This is a genomic window from Beduinella massiliensis, assembly GCF_900199405.1.
GTDB lineage: Bacteria > Bacillota > Clostridia > Christensenellales > Aristaeellaceae > Beduinella > Beduinella massiliensis.
Map to the genome: position 1 here is coordinate 3,421,894 of NZ_LT963430.1, position 22,814 is coordinate 3,444,707.

The window sequence follows — 22,814 nt, forward strand, 5'->3', positions numbered from 1 at the left end:
TGCGGTGATTGACCTTTGTGGTCGAATGGTGTTGGCCTATCGCATTGGTGGCGACATGGCCGCATCGCTGGTTACTCAGACGATCCGAGACGCTATGATAACAGAGAAGGTCACTGATGGACTCGCGCTCCACAGTGACCAAGGGTCTCAATACACCTCCGAAGCATACTTCGACCTAAGCAAAGAATATCACTTTCAACCCTCTATGTCCAGTCCCGGTTGTCCATACGACAATGCTGCTATGGAGAATTTCTTCGGAACGCTTAAATCGGAATGCCTTTATCGTGCCCATTATTCTACTCGCGCAGAGGTAGAGGAGTTGGTTGCACAATATGTCCACTTCTACAACTTCGAACGCATTAACCTGAAATACGGCCTTACTCCCTATGAAATCAGGAGCAACGCCGCGTAAGGTTGCGTAATTCTACAATATCCTTTTATTTTCCTGTCCGTTCAACCGGATACAGTCCACTTTTTTTCATTTTCTTGTTACGGTCTTTTTGTGCAACGGCCCCTTTGATACTTTATCCGCACGAAAGTTCTCTTTCAGCGGATCGCTTTGCGGTTGGTGTCCACCAGCAGACCGATCTGCTGACTTTCCATGAGCATTTGTACGCCCAAAATCGCCGCAACAAAAGCCAAAGGCATCATGCTGCGATCGTATGACAAGAATAGAAAAAATATACCCAAACAACCAAGGACAATCAGCACCCAAGCCATAACCGGGTAAACCTTGCTCACAAAGCGCAGTGCCCTGCTGTCATATGGAGCGGAATCCTTTGGGCCGCCATCCGATAGCTTTTGGTTGGTATCCTGCATCATCCCCAGAAGGTTTCCCCTCACCAAATATCCAATAAAGACGGCACAGGCAGCTATCAAAAATGGCAGGGATGCAATAAACCCCTCAATTCTCCAGCCCCAATATGCGCTCGTGACAAGGGTGTACAGGACGCCGACGACAACGGCAATCCAGCCGACGACGACATAAAAGTGTCGAAAAAATGTCACCAGCGGCGCCTGATAGGGCACGCCTCTTGCCCTTTCCTGCGACGGTTCCCCCTCCGTCATGTCGCTGCCCGCATCCTCGCTTTTTTCTTCGGCCTGCGCCTTTGGCGCTTCCTCCTCCACCGGCACGAGCGGCAGGCGGCAGATTTCGCATTCCGTCTCTTCCTCCGGGTACTCCAGCTTACACCTGACGCATCTCTTTTTCATCGCACACCCTCCTTTGTATGTTACCTTATTATTGCACACATTTTCTTCCTTGTCAATGTTGCACAATTTTATTCTTCGTCGTTGTACGTCAAAAAAGCCCGGCGTGCGCGCTGCGCATGCCGGGCCGCTCCTTGTAGGTCATTCCAGTACGATCTTGGGATCCTTGCTCGCCGGACGGTAGATCACGAACTTGCTGCCGATGCACTGCACGGGCTCGGCGTGCGTCTTTTCGCACAGCTCCGCGATGACCTCCCGGGCGCTTTGGGGCGACGTTTCGAGCACCGTACCCTTGATGAGCTCGCGCGCCTCCAGCGCCTCCCAGGCCTGCTGCACGATGTTCGGGGTAACGCCCTCCTTGCCCACGTGCAATATGGGCTGCATGGTATTGGCCATGGAACGGAGCATGGCCCGCTGTTTGCTTGTCATCTGTTTTTCTCCTCTAAATCACTCTACAAAGTCGAATTCCATATCCCCGATGGCGACGGTGTCCCCTTCGCCCGCGCCCTTTTCGCGCAGCGCGTCGATGACGCCCGTGCGCCGCAGCGTACGGTGGAACCAGTTCATGGATTCCTCGTCGTCGAAGTTGACCGAATCGATCAGCCGCTCGATGTCCGGCCCCTCCACGACGTACAGCTCGTTTTCGCGCCGCACGGTGAAGGGCGCGCGTTCGTCCGCCGCCTCCACGGCCTCGGGCTCCTCCTCGTACACCCCGATGGGCGGAAGCGTCGGCAGCACGCGCGCGACGGCGTCCAGCAGCGCGTCAAAGCCCTGATGCGTCGCCGCCGAAACGGGATACACCTCTACATCCGTGTGCCTCAGGTGCGCGCGCAGCTTTTCGAGGTTTTCCTCCGCGCCCGGCAGGTCGATCTTGTTGGCGGCGACGATCTGCGGGCGGTCGGCCAGCGCGCCGTAGCAGGCCAGCTCGTCGCAGATGTGCTCGAAGTCCTCCACCGGGTCGCGCCCCTCGCTGCCGGCAACGTCCACCACGTGCACCAGCAGCCGCGTGCGCTCCACGTGGCGCAGGAACGCGTGCCCCAGGCCGACGCCCGCGTGCGCGCCCTCCACCAGACCGGGGATGTCCGCCATGACGAAGTCCTCGCCGTGGTGGCGCACGATGCCCAGGTTCGGCGTCAGGGTGGTGAAGTGGTAGTTGGCGATCTTGGGTCTCGCCGAGGTGACGACGGAAAGGATGGTGGACTTGCCGACGTTCGGGTAGCCGACGAGGCCCACGTCCGCGATGGATTTGAGCTCCAGCTCGAATTCGTATATCTCGCACTTCTGCCCCGGCTTGGCAAAGTTGGGAGCCTGACGGGTGGAGGTGGCAAAGTGGCTGTTGCCCCAGCCGCCGCGTCCGCCGTGCAGCAGGATGTGCCGCTGGCCCGCCTCGTGCATGTCCGCGCAGAGCTTGCCCGTAGCGGTCGCGCGCACGACCGTGCCCACCGGCACCTTGATGACGAGGTCTTCACCGCTCTTGCCCTTGCAAAGGCGCCCCGCGCCGTTTTCACCGGCTGCCGCGGCGTACTTGCGCTTGAAGCGGAAGTCCATCAGCGTGTGCATATTGGGGTCGGCCAGCAGCACGATGTTGCCGCCATGACCGCCGTCGCCGCCGTCCGGGCCGCCGTTCTGCACGTATTTTTCGCGGTGAAAGGCCACCGCGCCGTCGCCGCCGTTTCCGGCCTTGGCGGTGATCTTGACTTTATCTACGAAAAGAGACATCTGATCCTCCATGGTGCGTATTGGAACCAAAACAAATATTGGCTTAGAAGCAATCTATTATACCACAGAAAACCGCCGGATGACAGGGAAAAAGCAAAAATCATCCGGCGATTCCCCTATCTTTTTTTCCCGACGTGCGAAGCGGTCACTTCGCCGTCTCAAGCCGCAGGGTCAGCTGCGCGCCAACGCCCTTCGCGGCCCCCTCCCACGTCCAGAATACGGTCACATCGAGCCATTGCGGCAATTCGCCCACGCCCATGAATGTCTGCGTGACGGGAAAGGGCTGATCGGCGTCCAAGCCGTATTCGCTGCGGTAGACACGCCCCTTCTCGTCCTGCGCGGTCATATCGATCCAAACGTCCGTCGGATCCATATCCCCGGGGATCTCTGCGGAGTCACCCAGCAGCTTCCGCAGCGTAAGGCCCTCCGCGCCGGTAAACGTCATCACCGCGCCCATCGCAGACACCTGGGCCGATACGACGCACGACGCGCTCCCTGCGCCGCAAGCGCCCCGCATTTCCTGCACCAGACCTTCGCTGCGGGAGACGCTCGCGCGGATGGTTCCGGCCTTCGCGCGCGCATTACGAAGGTACAATGTCCGCCCGTCGAAGTACCACGCATCTTCATAACGATCGATGTCGCAGTTGAGCGTCAGGACGTCCAGATTTTGCAGCGCCTGCGGCAGGGGCGAAACGAACTCGAGCATTTCCACATAGCGCCCCGCTTCATCCACGAGGGCATCCCCCCTATAAGGCGGAATGTCGATTCCGTCGTCCGTCACCACGCGATCTGAAGGAAGGTATTGTACGGATGCATAGCCATAGGGTATGCCGTCTTCTACCGCTGATTTGAGCGCGCGCCGCGCCGCGCTTAAATCCCCGTCGTTTTCGTCCAGGGCGAACGCCGGCAGTTCCGGCACGGCTTCCATGGAAGAGAGCGCCTGCGCGTCCGGCGTATATTCGGTCACCCGGCAATAGCGCTCCACCCCGAGCGCTACGTTCAGCGTCATTCCATCGTACAGAGCGCTGTCAAACCGCGCGCTTACGCCTTCCGCGAGCACCGGTGTGGAAGTCGCCAGCGCGGCCTGATCGGCCGCCTTTTCATAGCGCCCATCCCGCTCTGCGAATAACGTGAACAGGTTCGCCGTCAGGGCGAGCGCCGCGCCAGCGAACGTCAGCAGCAGCGCGACCGCCGCGATCAATCCCACGGACCACTTTCTCCCCACGCCGGGCGCTCCCTCCCGTTCAATCCGTCGCAGAATGCGCGCGCGGCGCGACGAAGCGCCGTCCAGCGCGGACAGGCGATGCTCCATGGCCTGCCGAATATCGTTATCGGTCACCTTCATCCTGTCATCCCTCCAGTTCTCTTTGTATCACGGCGCGCGCCTTTTGCAGCCGTTCAAACACCGTCGATCTGGATATGCCGAGCACCTTCGCCGTTTCATCGCCCGTGAGCCCCTGAAAGCAGTGAAGGATCACGACCGCGCGCAGCTTCGCCGGCAGGGTTAGCACCGCGCGGGTGATCGCGTCCTCCTCCGGCGTAAAAGGAACCGATCCCTCGGGCAGCCGGTCGAGCGACGCGGCCGGGTCGATATGGCGAAACCACGCGCCGCGCCGAATGTCCTTGCAGGTATTGATAGCGATGCGCATCAGCCAGGTTTTTTCCTCCGCCTCCCCGCGAAAACGGTCGCGCGCCCGCCATGCCTTCAGAAAGGTTTCCTGCACCGCGTCCTCGGCAAGCGCAAAGTCGCCAAGGTACGCGTAAGCCGTCCGCATGAGAGCCTGCTCCCAGCGCTGAATCGCGCGCTCGAGCCAGGCCGATCTTTGATCCATAATCCCACGTCCCCTCCCTTCGCTTATTAGACGAAGACGACAGCGCAGCAGTCCGGTTTCCGTATCCCTATAATAAAAAAAGCCCGAAGGCTTTCGCCCTCGGACGGGATGTCACTGCGCAGCTTCCTCCGGCGCGTCCTGCGCCCGGGCATAATCGCAAAGGGGCCGGAGCGTGCACCGCTCGCAGGCGGGCTTGCGGGAGGCGCAGACCTGCCTGCCGTGGTAGATCAGCCAGTGGTGCGCCGTGGACCACTGGTTTTTCGGGATGGCTTCCTGAAGCTGCAGTTCGGTCTTCAGCACGTCGTCCGCGTGGGCGAGGCCGAGGCGGTTGGATACGCGGAACACGTGCGTGTCCACGGCGATGGCGTCCGCGCCGAAGGCGTTCGCCATCACGACGTTCGCCGTCTTGCGCCCGACGCCGGGCAAACGCTGCAGCGCCTCAAAGTCGTTCGGCACCTCGCCGCCGTATTGCTTCACGATCTCCCGCGCGGCCAGCACCAGGTTCCGCGCCTTGTTATGGTAGATGCCGCAGGACTGGATGTAGGGCTCGATGTCCTCCGGCTCGGCGGCCGCCAGATGCGCGGGGTCGGGATAGGCGGCAAAGAGCGCGGGCGTCACCTTGTTGACCTTGACGTCCGTGCACTGAGCGGAGAGCACCGTCGCCACCAGCATTTGATAGGGGTTTTGAAAGTGCAGCGCCGCCTTCGCGTCCGGATACAGCCGCGAGAGCTCCTGCAATATCGCCTGGTTTTTTTCCTGATCCATCGGGAAAACTCCTCTACGCCGTTTTCCCCATTATACGCGTTTTTTCGCGCCTTTTCAACCCTCGCGCCGGTAGATGGGGTACAGCCCCGGCCTGCCGCCGCCGCTCCGGTCCACGTGATAAAAGCCGATCAGGTTGCCGGGCCGCGTCTTGTTGTAGACGTCCAGCACCGCGCTCGTATCCTCCGTCTCAAAGCGCACCGAGAGCCCGCAGCCGATGGCCACGTCGTGCGGCGTGGCGACGACCTGCGTGCGGATGCCTGCGCGCCGAAGCGCGCCCTCGAAGCGAAGCACCTGCTGGCGCGAACGGAACGCCGCGATGCCGAATACCTCTTCGTCCATGCTCATTTCCTCCTCGTATCCTGCCTTGTCCGCGCGGCCCGTTTGTCATCATGCGCCGCGCGCTTAATATACTGTATTGCGCGCGGCGTCGCTGCGTGACGAACGCACAGGAGGAAGCATTCGTGATTTATCTGGACAACGCGGCGACCAGCTTTCCCAAAGCGCCGCAGGTGGCGGCGGCGATGAGCGACGCGCTTACCCAGGCGGGCGCGAACCCCGGGCGCTCCGGACACCGCCTTTCCCTCGCCGCGGGGCGCATCGTCTGGAGCTGCCGCGAGCAGCTGGCCGATTTTCTCGGCGTCGAGGATCCCTCGCGCATCGTCTTTTGTCAAAACTGTACGGACGCTCTGAACACCGCCATCCACGGCTTCGTGCAGCGCGGCGACCACGTGGTTTCCACGCTGCTCGAGCATAATTCCGTGCTGCGCCCGCTCAGCGAGCTTGCGCGCATGGGCGTCATCACGCTGACCCTCGTGCGGCCCGGCGCGGACGGGCGCGTCACGCCCGAGACGGCGCTTTCCGCGATCACGCCGCGCACGCGCCTGATGGTCCTCACCCACGCCAGCAACGTCACCGGCGTCGTTCAGGACGTGCGGCGCATCGCGGGCGTCTGCCGACGCCGCAATGTGACGCTGCTCGTCGACGCGGCGCAGAGCCTGGGGCACGTGCCCGTCTCGCCCGCGGCGCTGGGCGCGGACATGCTCGCCTTTCCCGGCCACAAGGGGCTGCTCGGCCCGCACGGCACCGGCGGCCTCTACATCCGGGAGGGGCTCAGCGTCTATCCCCTGCGCCAGGGCGGCACGGGCAGCGTCTCCGAGAGCATGTTTCAGCCCGACGACATGCCCGACCGCTTCGAGAGCGGAACGCTCAACCTGCCCGGCATCGCGGGGCTCTCGGCGGGCATACGCTTCGTGCGCCAGCACCGGGAGGAGATCGAATCACACCATCGCGCGCTGTGCGCGCGTCTCACCGGCGGCCTTCGGCAGATTCCGGGCGTCCGCCTCTACTCGCCGCCGGGCAGCCTGCTCGCCGCCTTCAACGTAGAGGGCATGGCTTCGGGCGAAGTCGCCGACGCGCTGAACGCTGACAACGTCGCCGTGCGCGGCGGGCTGCACTGCGCGCCGGGCGCGCACCAGCTGCTGGGCACGCTGGAGACGGGCGCGGTGCGCGCGAGCCCCGGCCCCTTCAACACGGAGCGGGACGTCGATCTGCTGCTCACGAGCGTGGAGCGGATCGCCGCGCGCCGCGCCTAGCGCAGGGCGCAGTTCACGCAGCGGGCCTTGACCTTTTCGCATTCATCGGGTAGTATAAAGGCAGACAAAAGAAGGGGCAGGTACACATCGATGAACGACAAAAGAAGGACGGCTCCCTCCGAATCCACGCACGCCAACGGCGGCTTCCGCTCGGGCGCGGGCTTCGTGCTCGCCTGCGTCGGCTCCGCCGTGGGCATGGGCAATATCTGGATGTTTCCCTACCGCGTCGGGCAGTACGGCGGCGGCGCATTCCTGATTCCTTACGTGCTGTTCGTGGCGCTGTTCGGCTTCGTCGGGCTCTCGGCGGAGTTCGCGATCGGGCGGCGCGCGAAGACCGGCACGCTCGGCGCGTACGAATACTGCTGGAACCGCGTAGGCCGGGGCAAGGTAGGCTACGCACTGGGCTGGATTCCGCTGCTCGGCTCGCTCGGCATCGCCATCGGCTACGCGATCATCGTCGGCTGGGTGGTGCGCGCGTTCGCGGGTTCGCTCACCGGCGCCATCCTCACCGAGGACGCCGCGCGCTTCTTCAGCGAGGCAACGGGCAGTTTCGGCAGCGTCCCCTGGCACGTGCTGGTGATCGTGCTTTCCTGCGGAATCCTGATGCTGGGGGCCACCAAGGGCATTGAGCGCATCAACAAGGTGCTGATGCCCGCCTTCTTCATCCTGTTCGCCCTTCTCGCCGTGCGCGTCGCTTTCCTGCCGGGCGCCGCAGAGGGCTACCGCTTTCTCTTCACCCCGCACTGGGAGGACCTGCTCAAGGCCGACACCTGGGTCATGGCCATGGGCCAGGCGTTTTTCTCGCTCTCCATCACGGGGTCCGGCATGATCGTCTACGGCACGTACCTTTCCAAAGGCGAGGACATCCCCGCCGCCTCCGTGCGCACCGCCGTGTTCGACACGCTGGCCGCCATGCTCGCGGCGCTCGCGATCATGCCCGCGGTGTTTGCGTTCGGCATCGAGCCGAACGCGGGCCCGCCCCTGATGTTCATCACCCTGCCGAACATCTTCCGTCAGATGCCGATGGGCCGCCTGTTTGCGGCGCTGTTCTTCCTCTCCGTCGCCTTTGCGGGCATCACCAGCCTCATCAACATGTTCGAGGCGGTCTCGGAGTCCTGGCAGACGCGCTTTCACCTGCCCCGCAGGGCGGCCGTGCTGCTGTGCGGCGGCATCGCGCTGCTGGTCGGCCTGTTCCTCGAAGCGGAGCCGGACGTCGGCCGCTGGATGGACTTCATCACCATCATCGTCGTCCCGTTCGGCGCGGTGCTGGGGGCCGTCTCCATCTATTACGTGCTGGGCTATCGCGAAATTCGCCGGGAGCTGGAAACCGGCCGCGCCCGCCCGCTGGGCAGGCTCTTCGGCCCGGCGGCGCGCTTTGTGTACGTGCCGCTCGCGGTCGTCGTCTTCATTCTGGGCATTCTCTACGGCGGAATCGGCTGAGGCGCGCCAATGGCGCCTGACATAAAACGGGGCGGCCTTCACGCGCGTGAAGGCCGCCCTGTTTATCGCTTCTGTTCTTCCCGGATGATTCTTTCCAGCGCGCGTTCAAACGCCTCATCCTCCGCGCGCGTGCGCTTGCGGGGCCCCTTGATCCGCCCGCCGCCGCTGCGGATTTTGCGCGCAGTATGGCGGGCGAGCAGCAGGCCGTCGATGTTTTCCGGCGTGTACTCCATGCCGTTTTGGTTCAGCGCCCGCGCGCGCCGGGCGAGCGCCATGGCCGCGAGCCCGTAATCCTGCGTGACCACGACGTCGCCGGGCTGCGCCATGTTTACCAGATGAAAGTCCACGCTGTCCGCGCCTTTGGAAACGGTGACCGTCTCCGCTCCCTCGCGCTCGATCGCGTGTGCCTCGTCGCAGAGGATGACCGCCGGCACGTCAAACCGCCTGGCGCAGGCGACGCACGCGCTCACCACCGGGCAGCCGTCCGCGTCGATCAGAATGCGCATGCGTCACGCCTCCCCCGCCCGTTCCTTCAAACAGGCAAACACGTCCGCCGCGCGCGGCGGGCAGCCCGGCACGAAGCGCGCAAAGCCGCAGGTGCACTGGCCGACGCCCAGCTCTCCTCGCTCCCCGCGCCAGCCCTGGCCGATGCAGACCTCCCGGGGCGCGGGAATGCCCTCCACGCTAAGGCGCTCAAGCGCGTAAATCAGGCTGGCGTAGCAGGCGCTGCACGCGTCCTTTTCGCGCACGCAGCGGCTCAACGCCGCGACGCGGCGCGTCCTTTGCGCAGTCCCCTCCCGGCGCTGGGGACGGTTCAGCTCCGTCAAGCGCGCCGCCTGCACGTCCGCGCTGCCCACGCCAAGCGCCTGCGCCATGGCGACGTAGGGCACGTCCGAAAGCGCGTAGCCCAACGCCTCGCAGGCCCAGGCGTCGCAGAGCACCGGGTCGCGAAATCCCAGCACCTGCCCGCGCGGAACGGGGTTCCCACCCTCCTCAAAGTTCAGGTCGCCGCAGATCGCGTCCACCAGCACGAAGTCCTGGCGGATCGCCGCGTTCAGGTGGGCGATGGGCTTCATGAGCCCCATCGTGTGAAACCGCCGCTTTTCGCTGTTGGGAATCAGGCCCTTCATGTTCTTGAGCGCGCAGGTCACCGCCGTCTGGCAGTGCCCCTTGAGCACGGGCACGCCGATGAGAAAGTCGATCTCCCGCAGGCAATCGCACACGTTAAGCCGCATGCCCGCCGCGTCCACCGCATGCGAACCGTCCCTTTGCGTGTCCACGAGCGGCACGCCGTAGCGCTCGCTCAGCGCGCGGTACCCGCAGACGTCGAACGCCTCCTGCGTGCGGTCGCCCACCCAGGAGCCCTCCACGATTTTGATGCGGCGAAACCCCTTCTCCTGCAGGTATTCGATCGCGCCCGCCAGCAGCAGCGGATGGGTCGTGCCCCCGTCCTCGGCGGGCCGCGCCGTCACCAGGTTCGGCTTGAGCGCGATGCGCGCATCCCGCGAGCCGATCAGCTCCTCGATTTTCGCGGCTTCCAAAATCGCCCGCGCCATCTGCCTCGCGTCCGTGCCATAGACGGCGAGCACGTCATTTTTCTCCATACGCGGTTCCCCCTCCACTTCCCCCAAAGGCGTCTCTCTTTTTCGCGGTATTCTCGCTTTATTATACCCAAAGCCGCATGTACGCGCAACAGCCGCGGTTGACAAGCCTCCGGCGTCGCCCTATAATGCGGAAACATAGGAAGGTGACGCCACATGAACCGCATGCAGGAAGACTACGGAACGCTCCTGAGCCTCAACCCTCTCGCCGAGTTCGACATCCCGCCCGTCGATCCCGGGAGCGCGCTCGCGCCCTTCGACCGGGCGCAGGAAAGCCTCTCGGGGCCTTGGCATTTCACGCCGGACCCCTATAACACCTGCCTTCGCAAGCGCTTCTTCGAGGAAAAGGCCGAGGACGCCGAGGGACGCCCCACGCCCGTCGATTACGACCTGGACGCCTGGCCCACCGTGCAGGTACCCGGCTGCTGGAACTGCGCGGATGCGCGCTACGCGCTCTACGAGGGAGCGGCTGTCTACGCGCGCGCGTTCGATTACGCCGCTCAGAGGCCCGGCGAGCGCGTGTTCCTGCGCATAGGCGCGGCGAACTACGTCTGCCGCGTGTTTCTGAACGGCAGGCTGCTCGCGCGCCACGAGGGCGGGTTCACGCCGTTCTGCGTGGAGTTGACGGACGCGCTCCGTTCCCATAACCGCCTGATCTTACAGGTGGACAACGCGCGCGACGCCCGTCAGGTGCCCTCCCTCAACTACGACTGGTTCAACTACGGCGGCCTGACGCGCGAGGTATCGCTGCTGCGCGTGCCCGCCCGGTTCATACAGGATGCCTTTCTGGCCCTCAGCCCCGATTCGGATGAACGAATCGACGTGCGCGTCCGGCTGTCCGGCGCGCGCGGCGGCGAACGCGTCGAGGTCGCCCTGCCGGAGCTGGACGCCCGCGTGACGCTCGCGGTCTCCCCGGACGGCACAGCCTGCGGGCAGCTATCGGCCCGTCCCAGCCTCTGGTCGCCCGACGCGCCCGTGCTCTACGACGCCGTCATCTCCTGCGAGGGCGACCGCGTGCGGGATCGCGTGGGCTTTCGGCGCATCGAAACGCGGGGACGGCGCATCCTGCTCAACGGTGAGGAAATCTTCCTGCGCGGCGTCTGCTGTCACGAGGAAGCGCCCGGCAAGGGGCGCACGCTGCGCGAGGAAGACGCGAGGCAGGCGATCCTGGACGCCAAAGCGCTGGGCTGCAACGCGATGCGCCTGACGCACTACCCGCACAGCGAACAGATGGCGCGCCTCGCGGACGAGCTGGGCATGCTGCTGTGGGAGGAAATCCCGGTCTACTGGGCCATCGACTTCTCCGACCCGCAGACCGAGGCCTGCGCGCGCCGCCAGTTGGAGGAGCTGATCCTGCGCGACAGGGGACGCGCCAGCGTGATCCTCTGGAGCGTGGGCAACGAAAACCCGGACACGCAGGAGCGCTTCGACTTCATGTCCGGGCTCGTGCGCCTCTGCCGCCGGCTGGATCCGACCCGGCTGACGACTGCGGCCTGCCTGGTCAATGTGGACGAGATGCGCGTGTGCGACCGGCTGGCCGACGTCGTGGACGTCGTCGCCTTCAACGAATACTACGGCTGGTATTACCGCGATTACGCGCCGCTTTCGGAGATTCTCCAGCGCACGCGCACGGAAAAGCCGTTGGTCATCAGCGAGACGGGCGCGGGCGCGCGGGCGGGGCTGCACGGCGGCGACGAGGAGCTCTTCACCGAGGAGCACCAGGCTAAGGTCTACGAAAAGCAGCTCGAAATCGCGGACGGCCGCCTTCAGGGCTTCTTCCCCTGGATCCTGTACGACTTCCGCTCGCCCATCCGCCTGAACGCCCAGCAGGAGGGCTTCAACAGAAAGGGACTGATCGCGGACGACCGCAAGGCGCGCAAGCTCGCCTTTGACGTCGTCCGGCGATATTACAAATCGAAGACAACGGGCGCCAAAGGCTGACGCGGCTTCAGCGGCATGGAAGATTTTTCCGTGCCGCTTTTGCTTGACAACCCTATCGCCGCGCGATATAATTAGGTCACCAAACGATATATCGTACAACGATATAATTTAGGAGGTACGCACGATGGAGGAAAAAGGCGCGCTGACCGAGGCGGTGTATTACATTCTGCTGGCGCTGAACTCGCCGCTGCACGGCTACGGCATCATGCAGCGGGTCAAGGCGGTCAGCCACGGGCGCGTCTCGCTGGGCGCGGGCACGCTGTATGGTGCGATCAGCACCCTGCTCGCCAAGGGGTGGATCGAGCCCTGCGCCTCCGGCGACGCCCGGCGCAAGGAATACAGCCTGACGCCGCTCGGGCGCGAGGCGCTCGCCGCAGAGGTAGAGCGTCTGGGAGAGCTATATGACAACGGCATCGCCGTTCTGGGAGGGAAGAAAGATGAAGACGCATGAGTTTCACTATTATGTGGACGCCGAAAAGGAGGAGCTCTACCTGAACGACCAGGCGAAGCGAGGCCGGGCGCTCACGGGTTATTGCCTTTGCTGCTATACGTACGAGGACTGTGCGCCCGGCGAATACATCTACCGCATCGACCTGCTCGACGGCAGCCCAGGGCAGCAGCAGGAATACCTCGAATTTTTGCAGGAATCCGGCATTGAATTTGTAGCCCGCTGGCAAAACTGGGTTTACCTGCGCCGCAGAACCTCCGAGGGGCCGTTCGACCTGTACAGCGACAACGCGTCCAAGGTGCGCCACCTGCAAAAGCTCATGGAATTCTACACCCTCTTGCTCTTTCTGGTGGGCTTCCCCACCCTTTTCAACCTCGCAATCTTCTTCTCGACCGGCAGCGTCATCAACCTTTTCTGTACGCTCCTCACGCTGGCGATCTTTGTCTTGATCCTTAGCGTGCGCAAGCGTGTCCAGTCGCGTCTGCACGCGCTGCGCGCGGAGAATCAAGTCCGGGAATGATCCGCGTCTCTCCCGGCAGCGCAAAAAAGGGCCCGCACCCACGATCTCCGTTCAGGAAAAATCCCTGGCGGGGATCCGGGGCGGAGCCCTTTCTTCTTTGCGCCGTCACATCCTCAGCAGCCACAGCAGGGCGGCCTCGTCCCACTCGCGCGGCACCTCATGCCTGTAATCCGGGAACACGAGGTGCTCCTTTTCACAGCTCATGTGGTTATAGGCCGCGAACTGCGTAGAGGGCGGACAAATATTGTCCAGCAGGCCCGTGCCCATGAGCGTCCGTCCCTGAATGCGCGGCGCGAGGTGCTGCACGTCGATGTAGCCGAGACGTTCAAACACCTCGCGGTGACGCCGGTGCAGGGGATCGCGGTGACGGAAGTAATCGCGCAATTCCTGATAGGCGTCGAGGTCCAGGTCCATCTCCCATACGCGTTCGTAATCGCTCAGGAAGGGGCCAAGCGACGCCAACGCGCGTACGCGCGGCTCCAGTGCGCCGCAGGCCAGCGTCAGCGCGCCGCCCTGGCTGAAGCCCGTCGCACCCACACGATTTTCGTCCACGCAGTCCATCGCCATCACGATGCGCGCGAGCTGCGCCGTATCCAGAAAGACGCTTCGGAAGAACAGATCCTCCGGCTCCCCGTCCAGGCCGCGCACGATCTGGCCGTAAATCGTGGACTGCCCCGCAGCGGCCGCGTCCTCGGACGCGCCGCCCTGGCCGCGCGCGTCCATCGCCGCGACGGCGAACCCCGCCCCGGCAAAGGCCAGCATGCTGCGCCAGCTATCCGCCTTTCCCTTATAGCCGTGAAACATCAGCACCGCGGGGCGCTTGCCCGAAAACATCAGCGGCTGCATGAAGCGCGCATGCACCTGCGCTCCGCCCACGCCCGTGAACGTAAGCTCGCTGCATCGCGCCACGCCCGGCACCTGAAACTCCGCGGGCGCGAGCGTACAATCCGTGCCCAGCGCGTGCATCTCGTCGAGCGCCCGCGCCCAATACGCGTCAAAGTCCGCGGGCCGGGGATTGATGCCCCTGTATTGCTCCAGCTCGCGGAGCGGTTTGTCCAGCATCGGCATTTGTCTTACTCCTTAGCTCATCCAGTCTATTAACGTTTTTACATTTTGATACAGTACCGGCATCGATTCGTTCAGCGCCCGATCGCCCGGCACAAACAGCCTGAGTGCATAGAAAACTATGGTCGTCGCGCAGAAGAAGAGCACCGCGAAATATAAATATCTTTCATATTGTGTGCTCTTGGCCCTTTCTGTCATTGCCAGAATAACGCAGATGCTGATTATCATCAGATACAGCATAAAGTCAAAGATGTAACGGGAAAGAATGCCGGCCATTTGCGTATCCAGCACCGCAACGCAAACCGAAACAGCAATCAAGAGTAAACTTACGCCGTAGAGTCGGCGTTTTCTCAATTCGTCTTTCACGATACATAGTCCGAATATTGGCCAAGCCGCAGGAATCCCTACAAGCGCTCCGCCATACATAGGCTCTGCGATCGTAACGCCCCGATACGCTGTCAGCACCGAGCTGGCCGTCACATAAGGGAAGATCCCCTGCCATATGGAAGGCTGGAACAGATAATAAAACAAGCCCGTTCCAATACGGTCAAGTCGAAAGCCCCGGCGTGTCATGTCGTTGGTTGTCAGATTATAGGTCGCTCCAAAGTCAAACGGCGAGCCAAAGCGCGCGGCATTGTAGAGCATTATCCCTGAAGCCACAGCAATAATTGGCAGAAAAAAACCAACCACATCCTTTAGGCGCACATCTCGAAGACGATGCATGAACAGCGGTAACGCGACGAAGCCACCCAAAAGAATCTGCGGCCTGCATGCAGCGACGAGCGACATACAAAGAGACCCCAACGTAAGCATTGGGCAGGAAAGCGGGCGTCCCATCCCCCTATCAGCCGAAAACCAGAAGTATAGTCCCCAGGAAGCAAACGCCAATCCAGCCACTACAGGAATAACATACAGCGATGCATCGACCGCCATGGTGAGTGTGCCAACCGCAACGATAAGCGTCGGTTGAAGAATTACTACGAGCGCCAAGGGGGCAGTTGAAAAATATCTTTGCACAATTCGATGCAGTAGTGCGCTAAGCCCTCCAATGAGAACAATGGTCATGATAGCTGTCGCCATCCAGTTCTCCATGTGGCTGCCCGTCAGAACATAAGTCGGAAGGTATAAAAGGAGCTCGGGCAATACGCCAAAATATACGTAATAGTGTCCATTATAAAAGGCCGTATCCCATTTAAAGCTAACACCATCGCTTGTGCGAAGCTGGCAATCGTAGGGATTTTCCATCTCCTTCAGATCGTCGTAGGGCTCTTCCAGCAGATGGAGTTGCCCCTCAGCCATGGCTTCGGCCAGTTGCTGATACTGTGTATGATGTTCAGGTACATCGATAATGTTATTCTCATTAAGACGTGTCAGTTTCCACCCACAAACCATATAAACAAGCGTAAGCGTAATCATCAGCACTGCCTGCGGGCGGCTTTTCCAAGGATGATATTGCTGTGCAAATAGCCATCCAGAAGGCCGGAGGACATAAGCCGCCGCCATTACGAAGAATACGATCACCATGCGAATCCAGGAAAAGAAAAGAGGCATCGGCTCGTTAATTCTAATCTCGTTGATCCTGACCTGAGCCCCCTGCATGTCGTCCCCCAGATAAAGAACCAGTGAGCGTGTCTTACCTGAAAGGTTAAAAAACGCATACTGTGTTCTGGGCACCTCATACAGTACAGAAAAGGATTTAAATTGATGGAGGTTTTGGTTCGCCTCGTCGTTTGCATAAGGTCTGAACTCCACCACGGAATCCCAGGTGTCGTTCCGTTCTGCATCGATATACAGGTTATAAACAGGCGCTTCAATGTTATCGATGAAAATAAAAGCGTTTCCTAAGTCGTCCACCGTGTAAGAGCCATCTTCATTCTGTGTGAAGCCTTCCCCCAGAGACATTCGCATATCTTCAGGCGATTTATAGTTCAAACTCCGCCAATGATGCATATTGAAGACAAACGTCTCCGCAAAAATCGCAGCGCATAGCATGACAGCCACCGCAAGCAGCGTTCTGCATATCCTTTTCTTTCTCATTTACACCCTCACTGTGGCAAAGGGCTACGGAGCCTACAAAATACTTTGAAGGCCCCGTGCCCCTCTCTTTACTCCGCCTTCGCCCCGATGACCGCCTTGATGCGGCGCACACCGGCCGAGGAGGATTCTTCCTTCTGAATCTTAAACGAGATCAGCTCGCCCGTGTGGTTCGCGTGCGGGCCGCCGCAGATTTCCTTGGAGAACGGCCCCATGGTGTACATGCGCACCTTTTCGCCGTACTTGCTCTCGAACAGACCGATCGCGCCCTCCGCCTTGGCCTCGGCCACGGTCGTCTCCTTCATCTCGACGGGCGCGTCCGCCGCGATCGCCTCGTTCACCAGGCGTTCCACCTCGGCGATCTCCTCCTTGGTCATCTTGCGGCCAAAGGAGAAGTCGAAGCGCAGGCGCTCCGCCGTGATGTTGGAGCCCTTCTGCGCGACCTCGTCGCCCAGCACCTTGCGCAGCGCGCCGTGCAGCAGGTGGGTCGCGGTGTGCAGCCGCGCGGTCTGCTCGCTGTGGTCCGCCAGACCGCCCTTGAAGCGCTGCTCCGCGCCCGCGTGGCTGGTCTTCTGGTGCTGCTCAAAGCGGGCGGCAAAGCCCTCCTCATCGACCGTCAGGCCGTGCTCGGCGGCCAGTTCCTTGGTCATTTCGATGGGGAAGCCGTAGGTGTCGTAGAGCTTGAAGGCGCTGACGCCGTCGATGACCTTGCCGCCCTCCATGCGGGCGACCATCTTCGCGAACTCCTTCTCGCCCTGGCGCAGCGTGCGGGCAAAGCGCGCTTCTTCGAGCTTCAGCTGTTCGAGCACGAAGGCCTCGTTCTGCTTGAGTTCCGGGTACACGTCCTGATACTGCGCGATGATGACCGCGGCGATCTCGCAGGTAAAGCCCTCGCCCATGCCCAGCTCCATGCCAAAGCGCACGGCGCGGCGGATGAGGCGGCGCAGCACGTAGCCCTGGTCTACGTTGGAGGGGGAGACGCCGCGCGGGTCGCCCAGGATCATCGTCGCGGTGCGCATGTGGTCGGCGATGATGCGGAAGGCGCGCGTGGTCTTCTCGTCCGCGCCGTACTCCCTGCCCGAAAGCTCCGCGATCTTGGCGAGGATGCCCGTGAACGCATCGGTATCGTAGACGGTCTTCTTGCCGTTCAGCACGCAGATCGTGCGCTCCAGCCCCATGCCGGTATCGACGTTCTTGCGCGCCATCGGCTCAAAGGCGCCGTCCGCGTTCTTATGGTACTGCATGAACACGTCGTTCCAGATCTCCAGGTAGCGTCCGCAGTCGCAGGCGGGCGAGCAGTCCGGGCCGCAGGGCTCCTTGTCGGTGATGATGAACATCTCCGTGTCCGGGCCGCAGGGGCCGGTCTGGCCCGCAGGGCCCCACCAGTTGTTCGCGCGCGGCAGGAAGAAGATGTGGTCGTCCTTCACGCCGTTTTCGCGCCAGTAGTTCGCGGCCTCGTCGTCGCGGGGGATGCCGCGTTCCTCGTCGCCCTCGAACACCGAGAAGGCGAGCCTGTCCGGGTCGAGCCCGAGCCATTCCTTGCCCGTCAGGAATTCCCAGGACCAGGAGATCGCTTCCTTCTTGAAGTAATCGCCCAGCGACCAGTTGCCCAGCATTTCAAAGAAGGTCAGGTGCGAGGCGTCGCCCACCTCGTCGATGTCGCCGGTGCGGATGCACTTCTGCACGTCGCAAAGGCGATTGCCCGCCGGATGCTTCTGGCCCATCAGGTACGGCACCAGCGGATGCATGCCCGCCGTGGTGAACAGCACGGTCGGATCGTTTTCCGGAATGACGGAGGCGCTGGGAATCACCGCGTGCCCCTTTTGCTCAAAAAATCTGAGCCACATCGCCCGCAGTTCGTTGGAAGTCGTAGGTCTTACGCTCATGATAAAAATGCTCCTTTCCAAAATAGAAAAGCGCCTGCTCGTTCGGGGACGAACAGGCGCTGACATTCGCGGTACCACTCCGATTGGCGCGAAATGCCGCGCCCTCTCTTGCCCATAACGACGGGTGTGCCGTCCCGCCCTACTCCGTTCAGGCAGGCCGCTCGGCAGCCGCTTCCCCCACGCCCACGCACCGGCCTTCCACCCTCTGCCGGCTCGCTTTGCGCATCCCGTGCGGTACTCTTCTGCTTCATCGCGTGTTGATATTGGATGTATTATAACGCGGAAGCGCCCGGCTTGTCAAGCCGGGCGCGGAAGGTTATCAGGTAGTGGGCGCCGGATATACGCTCCCCGGTTCCGCACCGCTGGTCTTGTTGTTCTTGACCCAGGTGACGGCCTTGGCGATCGCCGCCTGGTGGTCGTCGTCCACGTGGTCGCTTCCGTGCGTCTTGCTGTTCTTGAGGTGGATACAGAACTGACCGGGATAGTTGTTGTTGGTCACCTTCTGGCTTCCGTGAACCACGCCGTACATCGAGCCGCAGAACGTCGACTTTCCGATCGTCAGCAGCACCGGGCGACGCTTATAGTGGCCGTTGTCGTCCGTCAGCTCGAGCGCGCTGCCCACGCCGTAGGCCGCACACATGACGGCCGTGTCGTCCGCCGTGGCGGGCTCCACGTCGAAGTGGTTGCCAGCGGATTGCAGGACGATGTTCCACGACTTGCCGGAGTTGATGTCGTACAGCGTCGCCTTGCCGCTGCCCCAGGCCTTCTTGATCGCTTCTTTGCTTGCAAAGTAGTCGGGGTTGAAGTAAGCCGTTCCATCCAGGCCGTACGCCGGCGTCGTCGATGCGGAGCTGTTGAGCTTCGCGTAAATCGCGGTCTGCGTCTTCGGACCCGCCTTGGCGTCCGCCGTGATGTTGTGGTCGAGCTGGAACTGGCGCACCGCCTCGGCGGTACCGGTTCCGTAACGGCCGGTGATCGACTTGCTCTCCGGGTAATAACCCAGCTTGCGCAGCGCCTGCTGCAGCGACTTGACGTCTTCGCCCTCCATGTTGAGCGTCAGCGTGCGGTATCCGCCGGAGCCACTGCCGGAGCCCTTGATTTCGTCGTCGGAGACGTTCGTGGTGACGAAGTCCTCACGAATCCAGGAGCCGATCTTCAGGCCGTACCACTTCTTGCCGTCGCCGTCCTTCTTCGTGCTGATGTAGGGATAGATAGCGCCCTTGCTGGTCGTACCCATCACGCTGGAGTCCGTGCTCGCTTCCTGACGCAGGCGCACGTTGTCCGCCGTCACCTTGATGTAGCCGTTGACGACGACTTCGCCACCGCCGGTGACATTGCCCGCGAGGTAGGACTCCGCCTCGGACTTGGTGAGCACATATACCATGTCGCTGCGGATGTAGCCGGAGGAGGTGTAGCCGCCCACCGTGAAGGTAATGTTGTACCAGACGTAGTTGTTGCTGCTCATCGAGCTGTTGATCTTGAAGTAGGTGTTGAGCGCAAGGATCGTCTTGGAATTGCCGGTCGGGCTCGTGCGCACGTTGACCTTGTCCTTGTTCGTGCGTCCGTAATTGCTGCGCAGCGTGGGGGTGGTAATGACGCCGTCGCCGCTCTCCGGGTCTTTTCCCGTGATCTTCGCTGTAATCTTGTTGAGGGTCTTCGGGCCCGCCACGCCGTCCGCGGTCAGATCGTTGTCCTTCTGGAACTTGCGCACCGCTTCCTTGGTAAGGGAGCCGTAGCTGCCCGTGACGCTGCCGGTATAATACTTCAGGGTCTTCAGGTTCTCCTGAAGCGTCTTCACCGCTTCGCCGGAGGAGCCCTCCTTGAGCGTCGTCGTCGACCCGCCCGTAGAGGTGCCGGAGCCATCGGTGGAGCCGCCGCCCATCGCCGCGTTGATCTTCTCCAGCGTCTTCTTGCCCGCCACGCCGTCCGCGGAAAGGTCGTTCTTGCGCTGGAACTTACGCACCGCTTCCTCGGTCATGGGGCCGTAATTGCCCGTGACGCTGCCGTCGTAGAAGCCCAGCGTCTTGAGGTTCTGCTGCAGCGTCCTCACCGCCGTGCCGGTGGAGTTGAGCTTTAAGGTGGAAGAAGTAGAGATCGTACCGGAGCTTCCCGAAGAGGAGGACCCGCTGAGGACGGACGCGATCTTATCGAGCGTCTTCTCCCCCGCGATGCCGTCCGCGGAAAGGCCGTACTTGCGCTGGAACTTGCGCACCGCTTCTTCGGTCTTGGTGCCGTAATTGCCCGTGATGCTGCCGTCGTAAAGCTTCAATTCCTTCAGGTCCGACTGAAGCTGGCTGATCTGTGAGCTGGTCAGGTTGACCTTGGAGCTTGAGGACGAGGAGGACGAAGAGCTCGAGGTGCCGAAGAGCTTCGCCTGCGTCGCGGGGCCCGCGATGCCGTCGTCGTACAAACCGGCCTTCTTCTGGAAGTCCTTCACCGCCTGCTCCGTCAGGTTGCCGTAGCTGCCGGTGATGTTGCCCTTATAGTAGCCGAGCTCCGTCAGCTTCTGCTGAAGGCGGCGGACGTCCGACCCGGACGAGCCGTTTTGCAGGTAGCCGTACTTGCCCGTAACGCCCGACGTGTTGTTGGAGCTCGTCTTGTCCGAGCGCGTGAACGTGCCCACTCGCTTGGACGGCAGGTCGCCGCCCTCGACGCCGAAGTAGTTCTTCGCGTCGGCCTTGCTGAGCATCTTCACGTACGTCTTGGAGCCGTCGTTTTGGCAGACCCAGCCCGTCGCGATGTCGCCCTGCAGATCGCGGTAACGAATGCGGATAAACGTGTTTCCGCCGACGTAATCCGTATCCAGCGCATACACGCAGGCGCCGGAGACGATGTTGTCCTCGATATCGGCGGACAGCGAAGCCTTGGCGCGCACACGCACTCTGTCGAGCGTCTTGCCGTACACGTCCTTGTAACCAGCCGCCTGCGCGACGGTAGCAAGGCAGCACGACAACAGCAGGCCGATCAGGACCGCCATGAACCCTCTGGTTTTCATCTTTTTCATCCCGGCAAAACCCCTTCTCACGTTCCTTTTGACAGGAGCGTCCGCTTTCGCACAGCGCATACACACCTGCTGCGGCTCTAGTCTTACGAGCATTATATTACGAAAATGTTAATTTGTCAATTTCTTTTCGTAATATTTTGGGCCCATATTTTGCAACAAATGGAACTGCGCGTGATCTATCATTTATTAGACGCCGCAGCGTCCGAATTGGTTGCATCCGTATCAAATTTTTCCCCAATTTCTTCTTTTTTATGGGGCACATAGCCGGAAAAGACCGTTTGCCCCTCCTCGCTCGAAAGGGCGATATCTCCGCCGTACTCGCGCATCAGGCGCTGCACGATGAAAAGCCCCATGCCCTGTCCCGTGCGCTTGGTGGTAAAGCCGGGCGTGAAGATGTGCGCCGCCGTCTGCGCCGGGATGACGGGGCCGTTGTTCTTGACCTCAAAGCGGCAGGCCTTTAAATCCTCAAACAGGGAGACGACGAGCAGGGGCGCTTTCGTCTCGTGCATGGCGTCGATGGCGTTGTCGATCAGGTTGCCCAGCACCCGGCACATCTCCCAGGCCGGCATCGAGAGGTTCTTCCAGCTCGCCCGAATATCCAGCTCCATTTGAATGCCGCGCCGCTCGCAGTCCGCCAGCTTCGCCTGCAGCAGCGCGTTGATCGCCACGCTGTCCGTCTTGAGCGCGCGGTTGACGCGCTGGATGTCTCCGTACACGCGGTCCATGTAGTCGCAGGCTTCCTGGGGTTCATCCATCTCGATGAGGCTGTACACCACCTGGATGTGGTTCATGAAGTCGTGCCGCTGCGCGCGCAGCGTGCGGTTGAGCTCCTCCATCTGTTTATAGGCGGCCTCGATTTCGTCCGCCTGCCGCTTGGCGCGCACATGCGTCAGCGCCGCGCCGATGTCCATCAGCGCGCCCCAGCAGACGGTCACCGCGCACACGAAGATCATGAACCGGTAAAGCTTCATGTCCAGACGGCTGGGCGCGCGGATGAGCATTACGGCCAGCACGATGACCGCCGCCACCTGCAGCACGTTCATGACGATGGAATACACCGCCGCCTTCCTGACATCGACTCTTTCGCGCATATTTCCTCCATGGCCATGACGCCCAAATATCCTTTCTATATCATAGCAGGTTTCGCATTGACATAAAAGGGGCATTCTGCTACAATTATCGGCAATTCACAAATACCTTTTAAATCCAAAGTATTTTAAGGAGTGTGTGCACCGTGAACCTCAAAAATACCAAAAACCTCGCGATCTGCGGCCTGCTGGCCGCGCTCGTGCTGCTCGCCACCTTCGTCATCAAGCTGCCGGTTCCCATTACCAACGGTTACGTACACCTGGGCGACGGCTTCATCTTCCTGGCCGCCCTCCTCACCGGGCCCGTCGGCGCGCTCGTAGCGGGCGTCGGCTCCATGCTGGCCGATCTCATCGGCGGCTACTTTCCCTACATCCTTCCCACCTTCGTCATCAAGGCGGCCATGGGCTTCATCGCCGGACGCTTCGCCGTCTGCGACAGCAAGAACCTCCTGAGGAACCTCATCGTCTTCCTGTGCGCGGAAGCGGTGATGGTGCTCGGCTACTTCCTCTTCGAGGGCGTGCTGTACGGATTCGCGGCGGCGCTGGGCGCAGTGTTTCCCAACATCATTCAGGGCGTCTTCGGCGTAGTGGTCGGCCTCGCGCTGACCCCGGTGGCCGAGCAGCTCAAAAAGTACGTCGCCTGACGCTTTCTCTGTCCCGCGCGGCCTTC

The 22,814-nt window shown here is 61.8% G+C and carries 21 protein-coding genes and 1 other annotated feature; of the genes, 7 read left to right on the top strand and 14 right to left on the bottom strand.

All coding sequences use genetic code 11. The annotated features are described in order from the left end of the window. Window positions 1-412: IS3 family transposase (locus tag C1725_RS19515; protein WP_346026763.1), on the top strand; the 412-nt coding region annotated here is incomplete at its 5' end. 134 nt (window positions 413-546) lie between these two features. Here the strand turns inward: C1725_RS19515 and C1725_RS16445 are convergent. From C1725_RS16445 to C1725_RS16475, 7 genes are all read right to left on the bottom strand, one after another. Next, window positions 547-1,212, bottom strand: coding sequence for a hypothetical protein (locus C1725_RS16445; protein ID WP_102412769.1), 666 nt, complete (start codon window positions 1,210-1,212; stop codon window positions 547-549). A gap of 138 nt (window positions 1,213-1,350) precedes the next feature. Next, on the bottom strand, window positions 1,351-1,638 hold the full coding sequence (locus C1725_RS16450) for a YhbY family RNA-binding protein (RefSeq protein ID WP_102412770.1): 288 nt from the start codon (window positions 1,636-1,638) through the stop codon (window positions 1,351-1,353). An 18-nt stretch (window positions 1,639-1,656) separates the two neighbouring features. Next, on the bottom strand, window positions 1,657-2,928 hold the full coding sequence (gene obgE, locus C1725_RS16455) for a GTPase ObgE (RefSeq protein ID WP_102412771.1): 1,272 nt from the start codon (window positions 2,926-2,928) through the stop codon (window positions 1,657-1,659). 145 nt (window positions 2,929-3,073) lie between these two features. Next, the gene (locus C1725_RS16460) at window positions 3,074-4,273 is read right to left on the bottom strand and encodes a hypothetical protein (RefSeq protein ID WP_102412772.1); all 1,200 of its coding nucleotides are present in this window, start codon (window positions 4,271-4,273) and stop codon (window positions 3,074-3,076) included. Window positions 4,274-4,277: 4 nt separating this feature from the next. Next, entirely contained in the window at window positions 4,278-4,760 is a 483-nt protein-coding gene (locus C1725_RS16465; RefSeq protein WP_102412773.1) for a sigma-70 family RNA polymerase sigma factor, read from the bottom strand. Window positions 4,761-4,871: 111 nt separating this feature from the next. Next, window positions 4,872-5,525 (bottom strand): endonuclease III, encoded by a 654-nt coding sequence (gene nth / locus C1725_RS16470; RefSeq protein WP_102412774.1) that lies wholly within the window; start codon window positions 5,523-5,525, stop codon window positions 4,872-4,874. 54 nt (window positions 5,526-5,579) lie between these two features. Further along, on the bottom strand, window positions 5,580-5,864 hold the full coding sequence (locus tag C1725_RS16475; protein WP_346026764.1) for a putative Se/S carrier protein: 285 nt from the start codon (window positions 5,862-5,864) through the stop codon (window positions 5,580-5,582). A 122-nt stretch (window positions 5,865-5,986) separates the two neighbouring features. Here C1725_RS16475 and C1725_RS16480 point away from each other — a divergent pair, with 122 nt between their 5' ends. Beyond that, window positions 5,987-7,117, top strand: coding sequence for an aminotransferase class V-fold PLP-dependent enzyme (locus C1725_RS16480; protein ID WP_102412776.1), 1,131 nt, complete (start codon window positions 5,987-5,989; stop codon window positions 7,115-7,117). Window positions 7,118-7,207: 90 nt separating this feature from the next. After that, window positions 7,208-8,557, top strand: coding sequence for a sodium-dependent transporter (locus C1725_RS16485; RefSeq protein WP_102412777.1), 1,350 nt, complete (start codon window positions 7,208-7,210; stop codon window positions 8,555-8,557). A gap of 62 nt (window positions 8,558-8,619) precedes the next feature. Here C1725_RS16485 and C1725_RS16490 read toward each other — a convergent pair whose 3' ends face one another. Together C1725_RS16490 and C1725_RS16495 are read right to left on the bottom strand one after the other, a co-directional pair. Next, window positions 8,620-9,063: a YaiI/YqxD family protein gene (locus C1725_RS16490; RefSeq protein ID WP_102412778.1), complete on the bottom strand. Its 444-nt coding sequence runs from the start codon at window positions 9,061-9,063 to the stop codon at window positions 8,620-8,622. Window positions 9,064-9,066: 3 nt separating this feature from the next. Continuing rightward, window positions 9,067-10,161 carry a DUF362 domain-containing protein gene (locus C1725_RS16495; RefSeq protein ID WP_102412779.1) on the bottom strand — a complete coding sequence of 365 codons (1,095 nt, stop codon included), beginning with the start codon at window positions 10,159-10,161 and terminating at the stop codon, window positions 9,067-9,069. 153 nt (window positions 10,162-10,314) lie between these two features. Between C1725_RS16495 and C1725_RS16500 the strand changes: the two genes are divergently transcribed. From C1725_RS16500 to C1725_RS16510, 3 genes are all read left to right on the top strand, one after another. Further along, complete coding sequence (locus tag C1725_RS16500; protein WP_102412780.1) at window positions 10,315-12,099, top strand: glycoside hydrolase family 2 TIM barrel-domain containing protein; 1,785 nt, start codon at window positions 10,315-10,317, stop codon at window positions 12,097-12,099. 124 nt (window positions 12,100-12,223) lie between these two features. After that, a complete protein-coding gene (locus tag C1725_RS16505) occupies window positions 12,224-12,550 on the top strand; it encodes a helix-turn-helix transcriptional regulator (protein WP_102412781.1) in 327 nt (108 codons plus the stop codon). Continuing rightward, on the top strand, window positions 12,537-13,067 hold the full coding sequence (locus C1725_RS16510) for a DUF2812 domain-containing protein (RefSeq protein WP_346026765.1): 531 nt from the start codon (window positions 12,537-12,539) through the stop codon (window positions 13,065-13,067). The genes C1725_RS16505 and C1725_RS16510 overlap by 14 nt, the downstream gene beginning before the upstream one ends. A gap of 105 nt (window positions 13,068-13,172) precedes the next feature. Here C1725_RS16510 and C1725_RS16515 read toward each other — a convergent pair whose 3' ends face one another. The 5 genes from C1725_RS16515 to C1725_RS16535 all read right to left on the bottom strand — a co-directional run bounded on the left by C1725_RS16515 (window position 13,173) and on the right by C1725_RS16535 (window position 22,147). Beyond that, window positions 13,173-14,135 carry an alpha/beta fold hydrolase gene (locus C1725_RS16515; RefSeq protein WP_102412783.1) on the bottom strand — a complete coding sequence of 321 codons (963 nt, stop codon included), beginning with the start codon at window positions 14,133-14,135 and terminating at the stop codon, window positions 13,173-13,175. 12 nt (window positions 14,136-14,147) lie between these two features. Continuing rightward, complete coding sequence (locus tag C1725_RS16520; protein WP_102412784.1) at window positions 14,148-16,169, bottom strand: hypothetical protein; 2,022 nt, start codon at window positions 16,167-16,169, stop codon at window positions 14,148-14,150. Between the two features lie 68 nt (window positions 16,170-16,237). Continuing rightward, window positions 16,238-18,052: an alanine--tRNA ligase gene (locus C1725_RS16525; RefSeq protein WP_102412785.1), complete on the bottom strand. Its 1,815-nt coding sequence runs from the start codon at window positions 18,050-18,052 to the stop codon at window positions 16,238-16,240. A 41-nt stretch (window positions 18,053-18,093) separates the two neighbouring features. Then, window positions 18,094-18,312 (bottom strand) — a binding site (T-box leader). Between the two features lie 59 nt (window positions 18,313-18,371). Beyond that, a complete protein-coding gene (locus C1725_RS16530) occupies window positions 18,372-21,047 on the bottom strand; it encodes a peptidoglycan-binding domain-containing protein (RefSeq protein WP_346026766.1) in 2,676 nt (891 codons plus the stop codon). Between the two features lie 188 nt (window positions 21,048-21,235). Beyond that, complete coding sequence (locus C1725_RS16535) at window positions 21,236-22,147, bottom strand: sensor histidine kinase (protein ID WP_346026767.1); 912 nt, start codon at window positions 22,145-22,147, stop codon at window positions 21,236-21,238. Window positions 22,148-22,290: 143 nt separating this feature from the next. On the opposite strand from C1725_RS16535, the gene C1725_RS16540 reads away from it, so the two are divergent. Further along, on the top strand, window positions 22,291-22,788 hold the full coding sequence (locus tag C1725_RS16540; protein WP_346026768.1) for an ECF transporter S component: 498 nt from the start codon (window positions 22,291-22,293) through the stop codon (window positions 22,786-22,788). The last annotated feature ends 26 nt before the right edge of the window (window positions 22,789-22,814 follow it).

Bases quoted from the DNA above. Each gene is read 5' to 3' on its own strand.
- C1725_RS16475 (WP_346026764.1), bottom strand. From the start codon at position 5,864: ATGGACGAAGAGGTATTCGGCATCGCGGCGTTCCGTTCGCGCCAGCAG.
- C1725_RS16515 (WP_102412783.1), bottom strand. From the start codon at position 14,135: ATGCCGATGCTGGACAAACCGCTCCGCGAGCTGGAGCAATACAGGGGC.
- C1725_RS16465 (WP_102412773.1), bottom strand. From the start codon at position 4,760: ATGGATCAAAGATCGGCCTGGCTCGAGCGCGCGATTCAGCGCTGGGAG.
- C1725_RS16535 (WP_346026767.1), bottom strand. From the start codon at position 22,147: ATGCGCGAAAGAGTCGATGTCAGGAAGGCGGCGGTGTATTCCATCGTC.
- C1725_RS16485 (WP_102412777.1), top strand. From the start codon at position 7,208: ATGAACGACAAAAGAAGGACGGCTCCCTCCGAATCCACGCACGCCAAC.
- C1725_RS16530 (WP_346026766.1), bottom strand. From the start codon at position 21,047: ATGAAAACCAGAGGGTTCATGGCGGTCCTGATCGGCCTGCTGTTGTCG.
- C1725_RS16520 (WP_102412784.1), bottom strand. From the start codon at position 16,169: ATGAGAAAGAAAAGGATATGCAGAACGCTGCTTGCGGTGGCTGTCATG.
- C1725_RS16510 (WP_346026765.1), top strand. From the start codon at position 12,537: ATGAAGACGCATGAGTTTCACTATTATGTGGACGCCGAAAAGGAGGAG.
- C1725_RS16445 (WP_102412769.1), bottom strand. From the start codon at position 1,212: ATGAAAAAGAGATGCGTCAGGTGTAAGCTGGAGTACCCGGAGGAAGAG.
- C1725_RS16505 (WP_102412781.1), top strand. From the start codon at position 12,224: ATGGAGGAAAAAGGCGCGCTGACCGAGGCGGTGTATTACATTCTGCTG.
- C1725_RS16495 (WP_102412779.1), bottom strand. From the start codon at position 10,161: ATGGAGAAAAATGACGTGCTCGCCGTCTATGGCACGGACGCGAGGCAG.
- C1725_RS16460 (WP_102412772.1), bottom strand. From the start codon at position 4,273: ATGAAGGTGACCGATAACGATATTCGGCAGGCCATGGAGCATCGCCTG.
- obgE (WP_102412771.1), bottom strand. From the start codon at position 2,928: ATGTCTCTTTTCGTAGATAAAGTCAAGATCACCGCCAAGGCCGGAAAC.
- nth (WP_102412774.1), bottom strand. From the start codon at position 5,525: ATGGATCAGGAAAAAAACCAGGCGATATTGCAGGAGCTCTCGCGGCTG.
- C1725_RS16500 (WP_102412780.1), top strand. From the start codon at position 10,315: ATGAACCGCATGCAGGAAGACTACGGAACGCTCCTGAGCCTCAACCCT.
- C1725_RS16525 (WP_102412785.1), bottom strand. From the start codon at position 18,052: ATGAGCGTAAGACCTACGACTTCCAACGAACTGCGGGCGATGTGGCTC.
- C1725_RS16490 (WP_102412778.1), bottom strand. From the start codon at position 9,063: ATGCGCATTCTGATCGACGCGGACGGCTGCCCGGTGGTGAGCGCGTGC.
- C1725_RS16450 (WP_102412770.1), bottom strand. From the start codon at position 1,638: ATGACAAGCAAACAGCGGGCCATGCTCCGTTCCATGGCCAATACCATG.